Raw genomic sequence first — 19,573 nt, 5'->3', positions numbered from 1 at the left:
CACATGAATAGAAAAGGGGCTCGGTTTTGAATCGAGCCCCTTTTTGTCTATTTCTGAACAGCAGCTGCCTTCTTTTTTTCCTCCTCGAGTAGCTCGCCAAGTTGCTTGCCGCTCTTGGTCTTCCAGTCAGCCATGCCACTACTGCAGCGACCGATAACAAACGCAGATGCAGCAGAGGGGGTTGGGAATACCAGTTTTTTGGTTAGGATGTTGTCCTCATTGATGAGGTGCTGGTATTTTTGACGGCTTTCATATGTGGGCTTGCGGGCAGATGCGGTGGTGCCTTCGGCAATTTTTGAGCCGTTCATTACAATGAAGCCATCGCTTGTGAAATACCCGATTGCATCGGATCCACGACCGTACGTATGAAGCTCAATTTCCGATATGTCTTGTGGGGCGCTGATTTTGACGGGGATGTCTTCGATTTCTTCAGTAGCGTCTTCTTGCATATGATCGATGGCAGCTTTGACTTTATTGGCAAGCCATTGAACAATACAGTCTCTAATAAAGAAATAATCAGGACCTTGGGCTTCGTTCTTGAGCAAGTCGATCAGTTTTGGCAATATGCCCTCGACGCCATTGACCTCTTTGATTTTTGTCCAAGTTTCGCAAGCATTTGTGTAGGCGGCTTCAGGATCCTCTTCATTATCAAAATGCAGCTTGGATTTATCGCTCAGTTTGTCTGCAACAGTTTTTTGGGCAGCCCAAAAAACCGGAACACAAAGGCTTCCGTGGTGTTTTTCGCTATCGTTTCGAGTCTCAATTTGATTCGTGCGAAACGTGTTGAATTCATATCGGCAAGGATCGCTTGTAAGGTATGCTTCTGTAATAAATGCTAGGAGGATATCGCTGTTGGACAGATCTTTATCGATCTTCTCTTGCCACTTATCGCCGAGACTGATTGAATTTAAGTCGATCACCTTATCCACTCGGTATTCGGTGTCCTTGAGAAGATCATTGTTAAGCTTGTCCATTGTTCGGTTAACAATATCTAGGAGATGGTTGAATAGATTGTCGTTGCGTCTGTAGCTAATAAAGACCTTTACCAGGGTGTTGCCATTTTCATCTTTTTCAACCCCTAGCATGGACTGCTGCTGGCTCATGGGTTCCTCCGTTTTGCCGACTGCTGTTATTTGACGATGCTGCCCTTGGCGATGCGGGCTGAGAGGGCGACGATGATTCGGTCGTAGGCGTAGACGTCTTTTTTTCCTAGCAGGAACCCGCGTGCACCAAGTACGTCGTTGTCAGGTGTCATGTAGGCGTGACGCATGAGGATGTCGGACTTGCGAACGCCTTCGGCCCCACTCTTGTTGGGCTTGCCCAGGAACGCATCGACGGCTGCTGCACGCATACGCTGCTCGCGTTCCTGTTCGACGGTGCCGTGTCCCAGTTCGGTCATACCCGTTGCCCGGCAGTAAGCGAGCCAGCGATCGTGCTCCATGTCGCCCAGACGGCAAACAAGGTTGAATTCATCGCGGTTCTTCTGCTCGTTGGCATCGAACTCGGTTTTGGTGGCCGCGTCGGGAACGACGGAGCTTAATATCGCATTGGCAATGTTGTCGTTATTCGAGACCAGCTTGACCTTGCCCTGCAGCTTTTCCTTCCAGGCTTGTTCAAAGGACCCCCGCTCCACGTCGGCGTCGCTAAAACCAAGCGCCCAGAAGCGGTAGGTGATATGTGCTGCCGAAGCTCGGCTGCTGCTCTTGTTGGATTCCTTGCCGTTGTAACTTTTGACTGCCTCCTCAACGGCGAGTGTTGCGTCAAAATCATTCTTAATAGAGCCATTGGAGCAAAGCTCGTACACTGCATTGAGCTGCACGGCCAGGCGCTCGCGCTTGTCATTGATGATGTTGCTGTAGGTGTAGAACGCCTTGCGGGCACCAAACGGATGCATGATTTTGGCGGCGTCTTTGCCAGTCGTCTGAGTCTTATCGAGGCTTTTAAGGGCGCCTAGGATTTCTTCGCTCTCGATATGGGGGCAGATGACGGGTTGCTGTTTGGTGTAGTCCGGTGAGCCCTGGTCGATAAAGCGATTGAAGATCTGACGTTGGAGCATGAGCGAATAGGAGAGGTTTTGTCCACAATCTCCCATGGTTACGAAGGCGTAAAGACGAGCGTCATCGGGAATTAGCGCGCTGTCGGTCTTGGACGATACGCACTTGTTTCGAGCGTCGTAGTGCAGCGTAGTGACGGTCCCGCCCGCAATAAGGCGATCGGTTGTAACTGAGGGCGCCTCAGCTTCTACAAAGCGAATTGTCGGCATGCCGTTGCAGCTTTCGCCAAACATCTCGGGGTAGCGGGCTGCTTCGCGTTCTAGTATCGATTGGGCGTTGGGGTCGACAACAACAATGTTCAGACGAACGCCCGGCATGCGGCCCATCCAGAAGGAAGTGCGTGTTGCCTGCATGCCGAAATCTCCTGCGCCGAAAACGAGAACGGTGAGATTCTGAGGCTTGGGATTTGGGTTGACGGAGATATCGATGGGCTCGAGCACGCTGTAGAGTGGGGCTTCTTCAAGTACATCGTATATTTCGTCTTGTACGCGTGAGAGCAAGTGAAGACAAGTCGGCTCATCGTCGGCTTTGATGGCATCGAAGATCTGGGCATCATCGGGGTTCTTGTGGGTGCAATGGAGCGTAATCTTGGGCGCGCAGCCGGCGTGAGGATCCTTGTGCGTCGCTTCGAGCATGTCGATCGTTGCGCTGACGTTGTGTTCGGTTTCTTCGCTCGTTGCGACGACGTCAACTGCGAGCAGATGCTTAACTGCATCGCGCAGCGATGTAATCGTTGTGAGCACATCGGCTGCTTCGGAGTCGGTGAACACATAACGCACATAGCCCTGGCACAGATTGCGCAGTACGCGCTGACGCTCGCTGTCCTCGTCGCTGCCTAGACAAAAGATGAGGGCGATGTCGCCGTTGCCATTCGCGTTATTGAGCGTTCCGTCCTTGATGTTGTTAACGATATCACGCGCGAGCAACTCGGTGTTGGCGTCGACGCTCTCAAAGATAATTGCATGGTCGGCATACTTGAGATGACGCTTGATAACGCTGCCCGAGAGACGCGTGGCAACAGCGTTGAAGGCAAACAGACCAATTTCAACGGGAAGGGCGATGATGTATGCAAGTGTGAGCAGCGAATAGAGCAGGTTGAATACCTGGCCGGCAATGCTGCCGCCAAGGGGAATAGCGCTATAGACGGTTGACGTCACATCGGTGAGGCCGGTCTGGATGGTCGTTGTCCATCCCACGGCAAAGAAGTTGGTGATGACCCAGCTAATAAAGTTGAAGGCTCCCGGCTCCCAGCCCTCGCCAAGATCCGAGGAAAAGCATTGCGCCCAGGTAACGGGGGCGAATAGGCAAAAAGCGCCAAGAGCAAGAATTCCAAAGGCGACGATACGACGGTTGGAATTGATCTCGAAGCCAAAGAGTTTGTGCTGATAGTTGTGCCGTTCCAAGTGTATGGAATAGCAGAGCGCGACGAGAGCGACGAGGAATGCCGCGAACCAACAGATTGGAGAAATCAAAGTAGGTACCTCCTGTGAGTATAGAGATGAACGGATAACGTGAACTGGGCCTGTTGCCGCCTACGTAAGCATGCGGTCTCTCAGCTCGGCCGCCTCGTTAATCTCGACGTTGGTGCGGCCTTGGAGATCTTCGGTGCGCTTGCTGGTGAGCTTGCCGTCCTTTAGCCCGTAGGTGGTGTACTGAACGATTGCGCCGGCGGTTTCGGCTGCCTGACGTAGGGGCTCGTAGGTGTCGGTTTGCTCGCACCATGCATAGAAATCATCAACGGTGGCATTGGGATTGCCGCTAAAGAGTCGATACCATTCGCGTCCAAAGCTGCCAAGGACCGAGAACGTCTTTTTCTCGACAAGCTTGTCGCCCTTGTATTTGTAGTCCAGCGTGAGGTCCACCAGATAGGCGGCTCCCGTTTCAAAGGCGCTCTCATTGCTTTGATGACCGATGACCTCGGCCTCCGGATAGTACTTACCAATAAACTCGGCGGCATCGCCTTCGTAATCGGCAACGATGCGCACACTCTGCACCTTGCCCCGCTTGTACGTGTAGTGCAGGATGCGCAGCAGTCGCTCCTGCCAAAACGCATAGGAAAACAGGTGGTCGACAAAGTGCGGGTTCTCAAGCCGATTGGCCCGATTCATCCAAACGGTTTGAAACAGTTGGTAGTCGGCTTGCGGCTCGCCCGTGACCTCGCGGAACCACTGTACGGCGACGTCGGCGGGGATATAGAACGATAGTCGCTCCTGCGGAGTACCGCTCTTGGTCGTTTTGGCGCGCAGGGGAATCTCGACCTCGTAGCCAGAACCGTCGTCCGTTCCGCAGTTTAAAACGGGCGGCAGCATAAACTGGCAGGGGCCCTCGTCGCATACGCGCATCGGCTGGGGGCTAACAGGTTGCCCGTCAAACTCCATCTCGATGTCTGTGTCGTCTTCTTCGTCCTCGTCATCATCTTCGATGCCAAGGTCGTAGCCGGTGTAGTAGTCATCCAGGTGTCGCTCGTTTACATTTCGCCCGTTTACGACGTCAAAGACGGTAACACCCGTCATGCGGTCGCAATACTTTGCGACTTCAAAGAGGTTGCAGCTCTCCTCGGGCGTAAAGTTATCCATGCGGTGCTGGAACTCGGTAGCGCATTCCTCGGGATCATAGCCGTCCATGTCGCTGTCACCGATCCAAAAGTTGGGATCACGATTGCTTTTGAAGTACCACCAGTACCAGACGGGGCAGAATACCGCATTTACGCCAAAAAAGACTTTCTGGATGATGTTACCGTTGCCGTCGAACTTGTAATCGAGCGGCAAGTTAACAACCGGATCGTTTGATGTGTCACGCGCCATGGTGTGCTCCCTGCGATGATTTGTGTTGCGCGCGAAGGCCAGATTCGATGCGTCTGACCTTCGCGCGCCTGTTGCTTCGCATACTAGGCCGCCTGCGCTGCATTCTGTTGCGCAACATCGTGGACGGCGCGGTTCGACGTCCAGGGCCGATGCCGCGCAACAGATACATGGCTTGGCCGTGCCAATCGCTCTCTAGTAGCGCGCTGAGCGCTGGGCGTTGCCCGGGTTGTAGCCCGCCCAGGCGGCGATGACGTCCGACTCAACGACGCTCGTTGCAATGTTGATAAAGCTGCCGGTACGGGGCAGGTCGGTGTGGAAGTCTTCGAGCAGGTTGGGCTGGAACCTAAAGTCCTCAAAGTTGATGGTGTTGGGGTTGTAGAGCTGACAAGTACCATCCTCGGTAGAGATCGGGCCAACCATGTAAGCGGCCTTGTGCTCTACGACCTCGGTATCGTCGACGTCGATCACCTCTCCGCGATCGTGCGCGGCAGCGGCGTGCTCCATGAGCTCGAGGAATCGGTCGGCTTCGGTGCTGCAGAGTACGCAGCGCGAGAAGAGCACCGTAAGGGCATAACCCGTTTTACGCCCCAGTTTTTCTCGTAGCTCGCTAAAACGTTGCGACTGCTCCGGGGTCATGCGCGTCTTGGACGGCGCGGTCTGCTTGAGTCCGCACGTCTTAAGGAACATCGCGTTGGCCTTGCGCAGGGCGCTCATAGCAGCAGAGTCGCTCTTTGCCGCGGAGACGTCGATGCGTCCTCCCTCGGGAATCTGCTTATAGCGAGAGAAGCCCTTCTCGCCCTCGACGGGCATCCAGTACGTAATGACGTCATTTTCCACTACGCTAAAACGGCACGTAAAGGGCGCGCCGATTGCCGGTGCCTCGCCGTAGAACTTTACGCGTACGGCTTGGTCGGTGTCCGCCATCCACATCATAAAGCGATGGCTATTGTCGCCGCCATGGCTCCGGAGCTTTGCAATAAGGTAGCAAACCGAGTCGCAACGGCTTTCGAGTGCGGCACCTCTTCCAGTGGCGATGGCGCTTATGCCTTGGGCCTTGAGTTCGATGTCGCGGTGCAGCGCGTTGAGCTCTTCGGATGTCAACAGGTCTTGGCCGAGAAGCCCCGCGACAAGCGCACCCACTTCTATGTCGGTAGTAAGGGCGGCGTCGATAACCTTGCGGTGCGCCTGGTGGCTTGCATAAGCCGGCATGGGTTTGCGGCCTGTGGCAAATCCAAATGGGTCGCGGATCTGGTCGCCGCCGCGATAGAGCGGCTCTAAAAAGAACATGTTCATGTCGTTTCGCTTGCGCTGCTTTTGACCGTAGGCATCGAGGGAATTCCAGACATGCTTCTCTGCAATGGGGTTCATCCACAGGCTGATTTTCGATTTTTCTGCCGAGGAGGTCGAGGTGTTCTTTTTGGAGCTTGCGGCGGGACGAGAAGCCGGTTTCTGATATCCAGCGGGGAGAACTTGCTCAAGATCGAATTTTTTAAGCAGCCTAACGTAGGCTCCGACCGATGCTTCTTCTGCCATTTCCGCCATGACCGACTGCGATGGGTCGTCGACAAAGGAAATGCGCGTTTTGCCATCATCGGAGACTGCCTGGCAGTAGCCGCATCGAAGTGCAACGTAGCCTTCGTTTTCGCTGCCACGGTCAAAGTACATCTGCTCTTTGCATCCGAGTGTGCCGGGGATGAATGCGGTCGGGTTTGCCATGTCGGGGATCGTAATGGCAGCGCCGGTCGCGCGTTTAAGCTCATCGAAATACTCGACGTACAGCGGAATGTTGTAGTGCTGGACCAACGTCTCGAGAACGATGGCGTTGGGCACGGAGTGCGCCACGCGATAGCGTACGGAGTTATGGCCCCATTCGACATCGGTTGCATCATCGGGGATTCCGTGGCCCGCCATGGTCCTCAGGACCTCATCGGGTGAGTCAAACGTGCTCTCGGGCGTGCCGCAAATCGCCTGGAACGAGAACCCGCCAAAGCACTTGTCGAGATCATTGCGGATATACTCGCAGCAGTCATGATTGGGAAAGACGATGCGAAACGTCATCGCGCCCATGGCCTGGGACATGTAGACGTTACCCGACGCCTGGGCATCGGACTCTGCCTGGGGCTTGTCATCCTCGTCTTCGTCGTCATCGTCCGATGGGTCTGCAAACGAGCTGTAGTTTGCATTGATCAGGTCGAGATACATGGAGACGGTCCCGCGGGTTGCCAGCTTTTGCATGATGGGATTGAACGTGTCCGCAAACGAGACCTCGCGGTCCTGGGGTACGCCATTTTGGGTCACGGAAAGCGTGACGGTCGCCACGCCGCAACGAACTGCCGTGGCATCTCGGTACTGGCTGTTGTCGGGGAAGAACGTCCACTGGCTTTTAGTGAGGCTTGCTGCAAACGAGACGTCGTCGTCATCGGGATCGGCTAGCCATGCTCCGGCCTTGTAGCCGTTGGTCACTACATACTCGTAATAAACGGGCGCCCCGAGCAGGCCGGCGAGCGCCTTTGCAGCTCGCAGCAGCGGGATGCCGTCGTATTCGTATTGAAGCGAGTTGTAGCCCCACATCTCGTTGAATGTCTGTCCGCCTAGGGCGCCACAGATGTGGATGCACATGGCGGCGTTTTGCGGCTGGCTCAAATCACCAAGGTCGGAGATTGCGGGTATCAGCGTGGCGAGCGAAAAGCCGCCAAATTCCTGTTCCAGGGTCTCCTTTACCTGCATGCAAGCATTGTGTCCAGGAAAGACGATGCGGTTGATGACCCTTTGGGGCTGGATCTGACCGCCTGTCTCTTCGATTAGATGGCGAAAGAGCACGTCAACGTCCGATACGTCCATGGTGGCGGTTGTGACCTCCTGCGTCTTGGTCGACTTCTTTTTGCGTTTGCTTGCCGCAGAAGACGATTTTTTGCGCGAGGGCGCCGGCTGTGGCTCCTCTTGGGCACCAAACTGGTCCTTGAGAAAGTCGAAGTACAGGGACACGTTTCCGCGCTGCGCATATGAACGCATGATGGGGTCGGTGGTGTCCTCAAAGTACTTTTGGCTTCCGTCGGGCATGGACATGGTTCCCATGCCGCAGCGGAATAGGGTGTCGGTGGCACCGTCGAACCCCTCCGGGAAATACACCCAGCAGCTCTTGTCGATCACGTTTGCAAACGAGACGCTATCGCCCTGCGCATCGGCGATCACGGCGCCGGCAGCGAGCTCATCGGTATCGGTGTACTCGTAGTAGACGGGAACGCCGATCATCTTGGAGATGGTCTTGGCAACCTCCAGCGAGGGGATGCCGTTGTATTCGTACTGGAGCGAGTTGTAGCCCCAGACGACGTTGGTGACCTCTTCGCCGTCGGACCCGCAGGTTTCCAGGGCGGCATTGATGGCGTCGGTCGGATCCATGTGCTGGAAGTCCTCGTAATCGGGGATCACGGCAGCAAAGCAGAACTCGCCATAGTCTCGCTCCAGGGCAGCTTTGGCCTGCATGCAGATATCGTGGTTGGGAAACACAATGCGATTGACAATCTGGTTAATCGAGATCCCTCGGTCGGTATCTTGAAGCAGATGCTCAAAAATCTCGTCCATCGTTCCTTCTTTCGTATGCGGTGGAAGCCCACGATCCCGGGTTTTAGGGCTCGTGGCTTTGCTAACTCGAACGCTACTGCCCCGATGGGCGAGAACGTTGCGCAACATCCGCGAGTGCGCAAATTGCAATGCGGAACGGTTTTTGCTGGGGCGTTTTGAGAGCGGATCCGTCTCGTTCTCGGCAATGTTGCGCAACGCTTGCTTGGCATGGATTTCTACAATTGAGTTGTCCAAAAGGGATTCGGTTCTTGAATGAGGGATGAACGATGAACGGGAACTCCTATTACGATGACGATATGTCCGAAGAGGACTACGAGCGGGTTATGGAGCATATGTACGAGCTTGAGTGCGAGCTCGAGGAGCCCCATGACGCTCGTACTGACCAGTTGATTCGCGAGGAACTCGAGCAGCTTTCGAGTGCCATGTTGTTTGAGCCGGTGGTCAAAAACGGTGAGTACCTTGGTGAGCGCGACCATGTACCCGGGTATTGGACGGATCGTCGCGATTTGGAGTCCGAGTCTTCAGGCGCTTCGAGCGAAGCCGACGAGGTGGAAAAGGATGAGCCGTTTGATTTAATTGGCTATCAGGGCTCTTCCTCGGGCGGCTCGGTGCTCGACATGTTTACTCCCATTTTAAGGAGTCGCGTGTTCTGGATCTTCATTGCGTTTCTGGTGTTTATCGGTCTGCTCGACATGTTCTACGACAGCTTTATCGTTCCTTCGGGCTTCGCTATTAGCCGCATCAATTTCCAGGGCTTGGTGCTGCTGGCGATTGTCGTTGCATGCATTGCCCTGAGGCGTCGTCGTCGCTAGCGACGGTATTGGCGCAACGGTCGATGTTGCGCAACAGAGTGTTGGGACAGCGCCGTATGCTCGGGTTGTCCTGAAAGTGAGAGAAAGGACAGGACAATGGCTGAAGTTGAAGTAAGGGCTTTGGGTCCCGATGACGTCGACGATATGGTCGATCTGGACGAGCAGTCGGGCTACGAGGTCTATGACGCGTGGGCGGACTATGTTGAGGACGAGGACGAGGAGAACTGTTACCTCTGGGGCGTCTTTTCCGATGATGAGCTGGTCGGTTTTTGCGTAACGGGCGGTGCAGATGACCCCGACCTGCCGGATGCCGTTACGGAGCACCCGCTCAACGAGTACACGTCGACGTTTTTGAGCCATGTGTATGTTGACCCCGACTACCGCGGTAACGGCTATGGCGCGCGCCTGGTGCACGACGCCCTGTTGGGATACTGGGAGAGCGAGGGCGAACAGCAGCCTACATTCCTGGATCTGAGCGAATATCTCTTTGACGATGCTGATGCGGATCCGATTAAGCTCGCGCATCTGCTCATCGACTTCTTTGGCAAGAACGGGTTTGATCCCATCCCAGATGATGAGCACGACATCACCTACACCTGCATGGTTTTGGATCCCAAGAACTTTAAGGACCCGGACGCAGAGTAGGGGTTGCGAGGTGTTGGTTTAGCTTCCCTAGTTGATGTTTGACGGGGCCGGACGTTCCAGTTGAGATGGCTGGACGTCCGGCCCTTTTTGTGGCCTGTCGGGTTTGGTGCTCGGCACGTTTGTCTCGATCTGTAACATCTGGCGGGGGATACGGGGTCTAGTTGTTACAGATTGAGATGTTAGCCAAGGAGGCTGACTGAATGTCTCGATCTATAACGTGTGGACCTGGTTTTGCTCCGTAACTGTTACAGATTGAGACAATCGGCCCAGGCCCGCTCCTCCTGCCCCGTCATCTGTGGTTTACGTGGGGGCATACGGAGTACGGGTATACTAACCGGCGGCGAATCTGCTCCATCGCTTAGAGCTGCTGCGTCTGGACGGCGCGTGATAGGGCTGCCAAAGCGATCGCCAGCGTGCTGAGCAACGTCCTCTCTGTGCGCACCCGTTTTTGTATGTATTAGCGCACTACCAAGCACGCCCGCACGGCCGCATGCCGTGCCCATTGCGCGTGCAGATAAGGAACAACAACATATGCGTAATTCTGTATCCGACGTCACCGACGCCGAGATTCTGGACGAGACCCGCGAGGCCATGACCCAGGCTGCCTTCGATGCCGCCGATGAGGCCAGTGCCGCCCAGGCCGTCGAGTCCGCTACCGAGAGCCTGCCCGCCTTTGACGAGCTGGGGCTTTCGGACGAGATGCTCCGCGCCATCGAGAACCTGGGCTACACGGCGCCCACGCCCGTGCAGGCCGGCTCCATCCCCGTGGTGCTCGAGGGTCGCGACTTGCTTGCCGCCGCTCAGACCGGCACCGGCAAGACGGCTGCCTTTTTGCTGCCGACCATGAACAATCTGGAGCACATCGCTCCTCCCAAACCCGTGCGCGAGCGCGGCGGCCGCAACCGCCGCCGCGGTGCTAAAAAGCCCGAGGGCAACGGCCGTGGCCCCGTGATGCTCGTCATCACCCCTACGCGCGAGCTTGCCCAGCAGATCGACGAGGTTGCGAGCAAGATCGCCGACGTCACCGGCCATGTCGCCGTGACCGTCGTGGGCGGCGTGAGCTACAAGCCGCAGACCGCGGCACTCAAGTACGGCTGCGACATCCTGGTCGCCACGCCGGGCCGTCTGGTCGATCTGATCGAGCAGGGTGCCTGCCACCTGGACGAGGTTAAGGTGCTGGTGCTCGACGAGGCCGACCGCATGCTCGACATGGGCTTTTTGCCCGCCGTCCGCCGCATTGTGCGCGAGACGCCGGCCGATCGCCAGACGTTGCTGTTCTCGGCGACCCTCGACGAGGAGGCCGTGGGTGAGATCACCGACCTGGTGAGCGACCCAGCCCGCGTGGAGATCGCGCCTGCCACGTCGACCGCCGACACCGTCGACCAGTTTGTGTTCCCGGTGTCCATCGAGGCCAAGAACAACCTGCTGCCCGAGTTCCTCAAGAAGGAAGGCCCGGAGCGCACTATCGTCTTTATGCGCACCAAGCACCGTGCCGACAGCTGCTGCCGTCGTCTGGAGCGCAAGGGCATCAAGGCCGCCGCGATTCACGGTAACCGCAGCCAGGCCCAGCGCGAGCGCGCGCTTTCGGCCTTCCGCGACGGTACCGTCGACGTGTTGGTGGCAACCGACGTGCTCGCCCGCGGCATCGACATTAGCGACGTGCGCTACGTCGTGAACTTTGACGTGCCGGCCGAGCCGACCGACTACATCCACCGTATTGGCCGTACGGGCCGCGCCGGTGAGCTGGGCTGGGCCATTACGTTTGTGACCGAGCAGGACGTGGACGAGTTCTACGAGATCGAGAAGCTCATGGACAAGACCGCCGACATCTACGAGGCCGGCGACCTGCACGTGGGTCCCAATCCGCCCGCGGTTGATCCCGAGCGCGACCCCGCGGCCTTCAAGGTGAAGAAGAAGACCAAGCGCGGCAAGTCCAAGAGCAAGAAGAAGCTCGAGCAGGCACGTCGCGACGGCAAGCGCAACGGCGATGACTACGGTGATGTGGCCGGTCGTTCCAACCGCGGTCGCGACGAGCGTCGCGGCGACGGCGAGCGTCCGAGCCGTCCCAAGCGCGGCGGCAAGACCCGCGTGCGCGAGGGCGTTCAGGCTCGCGTGGACGAGGCTGTGGAGAGCGTGGCCCGCGAGGTGGCTGCCGAGGAGCGCGGCGGTGCCGGTGCCATTGAGCAGGCCCCGCGCGGCAACCGTGCCGAGCGCCGTGCCAAGCAGTTCCAGGGCGAGGCGCATCGCCGTCGCCGCGAGGACGAGGACCGCGGCGGTCGTCGCCGTGTCGAGCGCGAGGACGAGGGCCGTGGCTCGCGCGGCGGCAAGCGCTTTGACGAGCGCGGAGGCCGCGAGGGTGGCCGTGGTGGCGAGCGTCGCGAGGGCGCTCGTGGCAACGGTGGCCGCAGCGGCTCCGGTCGTTCGAATGAATCGCGCGATCGTCGTGATCCGCGTGCCAGCCGCGATCGCCGTGATGATTGGCGCAACTACGACGATACCCGCGAAGAGCGTCGCGGCGGCTACCGTGGTGGTCGCGGCGGCAACCAGGCCGGCTCCCGTGGCGGCCGCGCCAGCGGCCGCGATAACCGTGGCAGCTATGGCAACGGCCGTGGCGGCAAGCGCGGCGGCAGCTCCCGTCGCCCCGGTGACGGCGGCGGCAAGCGCAAGTAACATACGCGTCGCGCTCTAAGTCGAGGCGACCAGAGGGCTCCGGGCATGTTTTTGCTCGGAGCCCTTTTTGGTGCAAGGGGGACAGGTTCATATGCACCAACGTCTTGAAGTTGCGGTGGAATACGAACTGTTTTGGCCTTTTGAGCGGCTTTTCAGTCCCTATTTCACCGCAACTCATGATTGGTGCATGGTGGCCTGACTCCTTTGTTCCAAAAATGATCCGTTTTCCTCCGTCCCCAAGGGATCATGTGATCCGAAGAGGACGGAGGAAAACGGATCAAAAGGAAAAAAGTAAGGCGTTCCTTTCCACATTGGATATTGCTATTTGGTAACGCGTTTTATCAAATATGGCATTTATCTGCGGTAATGTTCTATTTAACCGCTGAGGACGACGTTTCATACCGCCTGCCGAACCGTGTTGCTGCCAAACAACTTTATAGGTCAGTGTGTTGCGTGTAGCAATTTCGCCCGGCCTCGCCTCCGGGCTGCCATGTGAGAGGGGATCTTATGGCTCGACTGCATGTAATGGAACGCAGCCACGCTCAGGCCGTCATGGACGACCTGCACGATGCACTTGGACGCCGTCTGGCGGTGAGCTCGCTCGCTCCGTGCCCCGTCGAGTTTACGGCAGCGCTCGTCAACCTGTGCTCGACGCAGAGCTGCGGCAAGTGCACGCCCTGCCGTGTGGGCCTGAACGCGCTGAGCGACCTGCTCGCCGATGTGCTCGAGGGTCGCGCCGACGAGTCCACGCTCAATCTGATTGAGCGCACCGCCCGCACCATCTATCTTTCGAGCGACTGCGCCATCGGTTACGAGGCCGGCGCTATGGCGCTTACGGCTATCCGCGGTTTCCGCGACGATTTTGAGCACCACATCCGCGAACACTCCTGTGGCTTTGACCGCGAGGCCCGCGTCCCGTGCGTCTCGGGCTGCCCAGCGCACGTCGACATTCCCGGGTACATTTCGCTGGTCGAGGCCGGCCGCTATGCCGATGCCGTCAAGGTCATCCGCAAGAACAACCCGCTGCCGCTCGTTTGCGGCCTGGTGTGCGAGCATCCCTGCGAGATGCACTGCCGTCGCGGCATGGTCGACGATCCCATGAACATCCTCGCCCTCAAGCGTTTTGCCGTTGAGCACAGCGACCTCAACGATTACAAGCCCAGCGTGGCCGATAACACCGGCAAGCGCATCGCCGTGATTGGCGGCGGCCCGGCCGGCCTTTCCTGTGCCTACTACCTGGCCGTGATGGGCCATAAGGTGACGATCTTTGAGCAGCGTCACCACTTGGGCGGCATGTTGCGCTACGGCATCCCCAGCTACCGCCTGCCGCGCGAGCGCCTGCAGGCCGAGATCGACTGGATCTTGAGCGCCGGCATCGACGTGGAACTCGACCACTCCGTCAACGGCGAGGAGCTTGCCCGCCTGCGCGACGAGTTTGATGCCGTCTACCTGGCCATTGGCGCCCACAGCGATAAGAAGCTCGGCCTTCCGGGCGAAGAGGCGCCCGGCGTGGAGTCGGCCGTCAAGATGCTGCGTGCCATCGGCGACGACGAGCTGCCCGACCTGAGCGGCCAGCGCGTGTGCGTCATCGGCGGCGGCAATGTGGCCATGGACGTGGCGCGCTCTGCCGTGCGCTGCGGTGCCGAAAAGGTGAGCATCGTCTACCGCCGTCGCATCTGCGACATGACGGCCCAGGATGCCGAGATTGCCGGCGCCCAGGCCGAGGGCTGCGAGGTTCTGGAGCTGACGGCCCCGCTCGCTATCGAGACGGGCGAGGACGGTCGCGTGGGCGGCCTGCGCGTGCAGCCGCAGATTATCGGTGAGCCCCGTCGTGGGCGTCCGGCCCCGCGTGCCGCCGCCACGCCCGAGCGCGTCATTCCCTGCGAGCGCGTGTTTGTGGCCATTGGCCAGGACATCGATTCCAAGCCGTTTGAGGACATGGGTATCGCCTGCAAGTGGGGTCGCGTCGTCACCGATTCGGACGGCGCCGTGCCCAACTTCGATGGCCTCTTTAGCGGCGGCGACTGCCAGACCGGTCCCGCCACCGTCATCCGAGCCATCAACGCCGGCCGCGTGGCTTCGGCAAATATCGACCGCTACCTGGGCTTTGACCACAAGATCAAGCTCGACGTTGAGCTGCCGACCGTCCAGTTTAAGGGCAAGCATGAGTGCGGCCGCTGCGAGCTGGGCGAGCGGGAGGCCGGCGAGCGTATTCACGATTGGGATCTGGTCGAGCAGGGTCTCACCGAGCAGGAGGCACGCCAGGAGGCAAGCCGCTGCCTGCGTTGCGATCACTTTGGCTTTGGCGCGTTCCGCGGAGGGAGGAACCTGGAATGGTAGAGCCCACCAACACCACCGTCAGCGACAACACCGAAAACGGAGCGCATAACATGGTCAAGCTTACTATCGATAATTGCGAGGTCGTGGTTCCCGAGCACACCACGATTCTGGACGCAGCCAAGTCCGTCGGCATCCAGATTCCCACCCTGTGCTATCTGCGCGATCTAAACGAGATCGGCGGCTGTCGCGTATGCGTGGTCGAGGTTGAGGGCTGCGACCAGCTGGTCGCCGCCTGCAACAACTACGTGCTCGACGGCATGGTGGTCCGCACCAACAGCCCCAAGGCCCGCGAGGCGCGTCGCACCAACGTGCAGCTGCTGCTGTCCCAGCACGATTCGCAGTGCACGAGCTGCGTGCGCAGCGGCAACTGCAACCTGCAGACCATCGCCAACGACCTGGGCATTTTCTATCTGCCGTATCAAAGGCATTTGGCGGGCGAGGGCTGGGATTTCGATTTTCCCATCATCCGCGAAAACGACAAGTGCATTAAATGCATGCGCTGCATCAAGGTGTGCGAGAGCGTGCAGGGCCTGGGGATTTGGGACCTGACCAACCGCGCCACGCATACCGCCGTGGGTACCCGCGGGCGCGCGCCGATCGGCAAGACCGATTGCGTCGCGTGCGGCCAGTGCATTACGCATTGCCCGACGGGCGCACTACGCGAGCGCGACGATACCGAGACCGTGTTCGATGCTCTCGCCGATCCCGATAAGATCGTGCTGGTGCAGATCGCGCCGGCCGTGCGTAGCGCTTGGGGCGAGGAACTCGGCATTCCGCGCGAGGAGGCAACCGTCGAGCGTCTGGCTTGCGCGCTGCGCCGCGTGGGCTTTGAGTACGTGTTCGATACCGATTTCTCGGCTGACCTCACCATTATGGAGGAGGGCTCCGAGCTGCTCGAGCGCTTGGGTGCCGCCGCCAAGGGCGAAGGTGACAGCCGCGGCTGGCCCATGTTTACGAGTTGCTGCCCGGGTTGGGTACGCTTTGTGAAGGCCCGCTATCCGGAGTTTGTCGACAGCCTGTCCACGTCCAAGTCGCCGCAGCAGATGTTCGGCGCCATTGCCAAGACGTACTACGCCAAGGTGCTGGGCGTGGAGCCCGAGCGCCTGTTCGTGGTGTCCGTGATGCCGTGCACGGCCAAGAAGGCCGAGTGCGCGCTGCCGAGCATGGTAGGCGAGGGCGGCGCGCCCGACGTGGACGTTGCGCTGACGGTGCGCGAGATGGTGCGCATGATCCGCGCGAGCCACGTGAGCGTGGACACGCTTACCGAGGAGCCGCTCGATACGCCGCTGGGCTTCGGCACGGGCGCGGGTGTGATCTTTGGTGCCACGGGCGGCGTGATGGAGGCCGCCGTGCGCTCGGCATATTACCTGGTGACGGGCAAGAACCCGGATGCCGATTTCTTTACCGACGTGCGTGGCCTGGACGGCTGGAAGGAAGCCGTCGCCGATATCGATGGGACCAAGGTGCGCGTCGCCGTGGCGCACGGGCTGGGCAACGCCGCCCGCCTGCTCGACGCGATTCGCGACGGCCGCGTGCGCTATGACTTCGTTGAGGTCATGGCGTGCCCGGGCGGCTGCGTCGGCGGCGGCGGACAGCCCATCCACGACGGCTGCGAGCTGGCAGCTGAGCGCGGCCAGGTGCTTTGGGGCCTGGATGCGAAGGCGGACATTCGCTTCTCGCACGAGAACCCCGATGTCCAGGCGTGCTACCGCGAGTTCTTGGGCGAGCCGCTTTCGCCGCTGGCTGAGGAGCTGCTGCATACCGACCATCACGCCTGGACGATGCCCAACGAGGGGGCGTGCTAGCGATGCGTGCGTTTGATGTTGAGATGACGCGCCGGGGGTTTGCCTCGGCGCTTGCCGCGGGCGCGTTGTCGCTTGCACTGGTTGGTTGTGGCGGCGGGTCTGCCAGGACCGGGTCTGCTGCGGGCTCGGCTGCCGGGAAGGCCGCTGACGGTGCCGCTGCCGAGCCGGTCGAGGTGCACGTCGCGTCGCTCAAGGGCCCGACGTCGATCGGTCTGGTGCAGTTTATGGACCAGGTGGCCGACGGTGCCACGGACAATGAGTTCGACTTTGCGATCAGCGCCGCAGCCGACGAGATCGTGCCCAAGGTCATTCAGGGAGATGTCGACATTGCCCTGGTGCCCGCCAACGTGGCGAGCGTGCTTTACAACAAGACCGATGGCGCGGTGCAGGTCATCGACATCAACACGCTGGGCGTGCTGAGCGTGGTGACGGGCGACGCGGACGTTACCTCGTTTGGCGATCTTGCAGGTCGTACCGTCTACATGACGGGCAAGGGCACCACGCCGGAGTACGTCATGAACTACCTGCTGGAGCGCGCGGGCCTGACCGGCCAGGTGACGCTCGAGTTTAAGAGCGAGCCCACCGAGGTGCTGTCGGCCCTGCTTGCCGACCCGTCCGCCGTGGGCGTGCTGCCCGAGCCGTTCAAGACCGCTGCCATCGCAAAGAGCGAAGGCAAGCTGTCGGCGCCGGTAAGTCTGACCGATGTGTGGGATGAGCTGGCGGGCGACACGGGATCGCGCCTGCTGACGGGTGTGACCGTGGTGCGCCGTGCCTTTGCCGAGGAGTATCCCGAGGCCGTGGCGGAATTCTTGCGCTGCCATGAGGCGAGCGTGAAGGCCGTCAATGCGGCGCCGGCAGACTGGGCGCAGGCCGTGGTCGATGCGGGCATCGTGGACAACGCCACGATTGCCGAAAAGGCGATTCCCGGGTGCATGCTTGTGTGCCAGACGGGGAAGGATATGAAGGCGGCGCTCGGTGGGTACCTGCAGGTGCTGGCCGATGCGGACGCGAGCGCCGTGGGCGGCAAGCTCCCGGCTGACGATTTCTACTACATGGAGTAGTCCGTGCGTGCGTTTGCTCAACAAATGACAGAGCGTATGAAGGCGGTGGCGGCAGCAGGTGCCGTCGCCGCCTTTTGGCTTGCCGTGTGGGTGCTGGTGGCGGCGCTGGTGGCGCAGCCGTTGATTTTGCCGGGGCCGGGCGCTGTTGCGGTGGCGTTGCTGCGGCTGGTATGGGATGCTGGCACGTGGGCGATTCTGGCGGGCTCGGGTGCGCGGATACTGGGCGGGCTGGCGCTTGCCGCGGTGTGCGGCGGCGTGCTGGCGGGAGTCTCGGTGCGGTCGCGGACGTTTTCCCGCCTGGTGGCGCCGGCGCTGTCGTTTGTTAAGGCGACGCCGGTTGCCTGCGTGGTGGTCCTGCTGCTCATTTGGTTGGGGTCGGCGCGCGTGAGCATCGCCGCTGTCTTTTTGATGGCGCTGCCGGGCGTGTATTTTTCGCTGGCCGAGGGCTTGGCACAGGCGAATAAACCGCTGGAGCAGATGTTTCGCCTGCATGGCGTGCGTGGCTGGCGACTGTTTTGTGCCCACACCTGGCGCGAAGTCCTGCCGTTTGCGCTTTCGTGCGCCCGTGCCGTGATCGGCATGAGCTGGAAGGCCGGCGTGGCGGCGGAGCTGATCGGCATGGCTACGGGCACCGTGGGCGAGCGCATCTATCAGGCAAAGCTTTTGATTGAGACGGCTGATCTGCTGGCGTGGACCGTGCTGGTCGTTGCCGCCTCGTGGGCGTGTGAGCACGTGCTGGTGTGGCAGCTGCGGGTTTCGGGACCCGTGGCGTGGCGCGCGGCCGTGCGGGCGCATGGGCATAGACTGCGCGGGCGTGCGGGGGCTGCGAGCGATGGCGCTGCAGCGGAGCTTGCGCTTGCCGTGGGCGATCGCGCGCCCTGGGCTCCGGCGCTCGACGGACTGGTGCTTCGTGTGCCCGCCGGTGGGTGCGCCTGCGTGATGGGCGCCTCGGGCGTGGGCAAGTCGACGTTGCTTGCGCTGGCGGCGGGGGAGTGCGCGCCGTGCTCCATGGTGTTTCAGGATGTGCGCCTGGTCGAGGACGCTTCCGCCTTGGATAACGTACTGGTGTGTGCCGACGCGTGCGTGGACGCCCCGAGCGCCGCAGCCCTGTTGCGCCTGCTGGTGCCGGGGGTCGATGTGCATGCCCGCGTGGCCGAGCTCTCGGGCGGGCAGCGCCGTCGCGTCGAGATCGCCCGAGCCCTGCTGTGCCCAGGTGACGCGGTGATTCTGGACGAGCCCTTTACCGGTCTAGATACCGCTGCGCGCGACGTATGCGCCGAGGTCGTGCTCGACTTGCTCGACGGCCGCATGTTGTTGCTTGCCACGCACGATACAGCCGACGCTCGGGTCCTCAATATCTCGGACATCATTACGCTCTAAATACTTACCCAGCAACATAATAATCCGTTTTTTCTCCGTCCCCATAGGGTCGGGTATGGTATTCTATCTGCGGGGTAATACTTAGGATTACCAAGTAATACCAACGCCGTAGAAACATACTCCAGATGCGGGCCAATCGGGTTGCCTTCACAGCCCGTCGCCCAGCCGCGCGGCCCGCATCTATCCGCACCACCGTCGTTTCAAAAAGGAAGCGCCATGGCAGAACACATGACCCCGGTTGTTGCGAAGGTCTTGCCCGAGGAGAAGGCAGCCTTCGCGGCGGCAACCCAACTCGTGGGCACCACGCCGTCCAACGCCATCCGCATGTTTATCGCCGCCTTCAATCGCTGCGGCACCTTCCCGTTCGACATTTCGCCCAACGGGGCTTTTGGCGCTGCGCCCGATTCTCATCAATAAGTG

The 19,573-nt window shown here is 59.9% G+C and carries 12 protein-coding genes; 8 read left to right on the top strand and 4 right to left on the bottom strand.

The features are described from left to right. Positions 1–47: 47 nt before the first annotated feature. From ACEG18_RS07565 to ACEG18_RS07550, 4 genes are all read right to left on the bottom strand, one after another. Complete coding sequence (locus tag ACEG18_RS07565) at positions 48–1,103, bottom strand: DUF4357 domain-containing protein (RefSeq protein ID WP_372542103.1); 1,056 nt, start codon at positions 1,101–1,103, stop codon at positions 48–50. Between the two features lie 26 nt (positions 1,104–1,129). Next, entirely contained in the window at positions 1,130–3,526 is a 2,397-nt protein-coding gene (locus ACEG18_RS07560; protein ID WP_372542101.1) for a hypothetical protein, read from the bottom strand. Between the two features lie 60 nt (positions 3,527–3,586). Next, positions 3,587–4,858, bottom strand: coding sequence for a hypothetical protein (locus tag ACEG18_RS07555; RefSeq protein ID WP_372542099.1), 1,272 nt, complete (start codon positions 4,856–4,858; stop codon positions 3,587–3,589). Positions 4,859–5,050: 192 nt separating this feature from the next. After that, positions 5,051–8,440: a hypothetical protein gene (locus ACEG18_RS07550; RefSeq protein WP_372542098.1), complete on the bottom strand. Its 3,390-nt coding sequence runs from the start codon at positions 8,438–8,440 to the stop codon at positions 5,051–5,053. 266 nt (positions 8,441–8,706) lie between these two features. Between ACEG18_RS07550 and ACEG18_RS07545 the strand changes: the two genes are divergently transcribed. The 8 genes from ACEG18_RS07545 to ACEG18_RS07510 all read left to right on the top strand — a co-directional run bounded on the left by ACEG18_RS07545 (position 8,707) and on the right by ACEG18_RS07510 (position 19,570). Beyond that, on the top strand, positions 8,707–9,252 hold the full coding sequence (locus ACEG18_RS07545) for a hypothetical protein (RefSeq protein ID WP_372542097.1): 546 nt from the start codon (positions 8,707–8,709) through the stop codon (positions 9,250–9,252). A gap of 96 nt (positions 9,253–9,348) precedes the next feature. Beyond that, positions 9,349–9,897 carry a GNAT family N-acetyltransferase gene (locus ACEG18_RS07540; protein ID WP_372542095.1) on the top strand — a complete coding sequence of 183 codons (549 nt, stop codon included), beginning with the start codon at positions 9,349–9,351 and terminating at the stop codon, positions 9,895–9,897. A 531-nt stretch (positions 9,898–10,428) separates the two neighbouring features. Continuing rightward, complete coding sequence (locus ACEG18_RS07535) at positions 10,429–12,567, top strand: DEAD/DEAH box helicase (RefSeq protein WP_372542094.1); 2,139 nt, start codon at positions 10,429–10,431, stop codon at positions 12,565–12,567. A gap of 507 nt (positions 12,568–13,074) precedes the next feature. Next, on the top strand, positions 13,075–14,907 hold the full coding sequence (locus ACEG18_RS07530) for an NAD(P)-binding protein (protein WP_372542092.1): 1,833 nt from the start codon (positions 13,075–13,077) through the stop codon (positions 14,905–14,907). Beyond that, on the top strand, positions 14,901–16,712 hold the full coding sequence (locus ACEG18_RS07525; RefSeq protein WP_443803742.1) for an NADH-dependent [FeFe] hydrogenase, group A6: 1,812 nt from the start codon (positions 14,901–14,903) through the stop codon (positions 16,710–16,712). The genes ACEG18_RS07530 and ACEG18_RS07525 overlap by 7 nt, the downstream gene beginning before the upstream one ends. A 2-nt stretch (positions 16,713–16,714) precedes the next feature. Continuing rightward, entirely contained in the window at positions 16,715–17,773 is a 1,059-nt protein-coding gene (locus ACEG18_RS07520) for an ABC transporter substrate-binding protein (protein WP_372542090.1), read from the top strand. 3 nt (positions 17,774–17,776) lie between these two features. Continuing rightward, positions 17,777–19,153, top strand: a complete 1,377-nt coding sequence (locus ACEG18_RS07515) for an ATP-binding cassette domain-containing protein (RefSeq protein ID WP_372542088.1) — start codon at positions 17,777–17,779, stop codon at positions 19,151–19,153. A gap of 216 nt (positions 19,154–19,369) precedes the next feature. Beyond that, complete coding sequence (locus ACEG18_RS07510) at positions 19,370–19,570, top strand: type II toxin-antitoxin system RelB/DinJ family antitoxin (protein ID WP_055310197.1); 201 nt, start codon at positions 19,370–19,372, stop codon at positions 19,568–19,570. The last annotated feature ends 3 nt before the right edge of the window (positions 19,571–19,573 follow it).

The sequence above is a fragment of the Collinsella aerofaciens genome, assembly GCF_041537385.1.
Classification (GTDB): domain Bacteria; phylum Actinomycetota; class Coriobacteriia; order Coriobacteriales; family Coriobacteriaceae; genus Collinsella; species Collinsella aerofaciens_BV.
The sequence above is the reverse complement of the archived record's forward strand: the minus strand, read 5'-3'. Positions and strand labels throughout refer to the sequence as shown.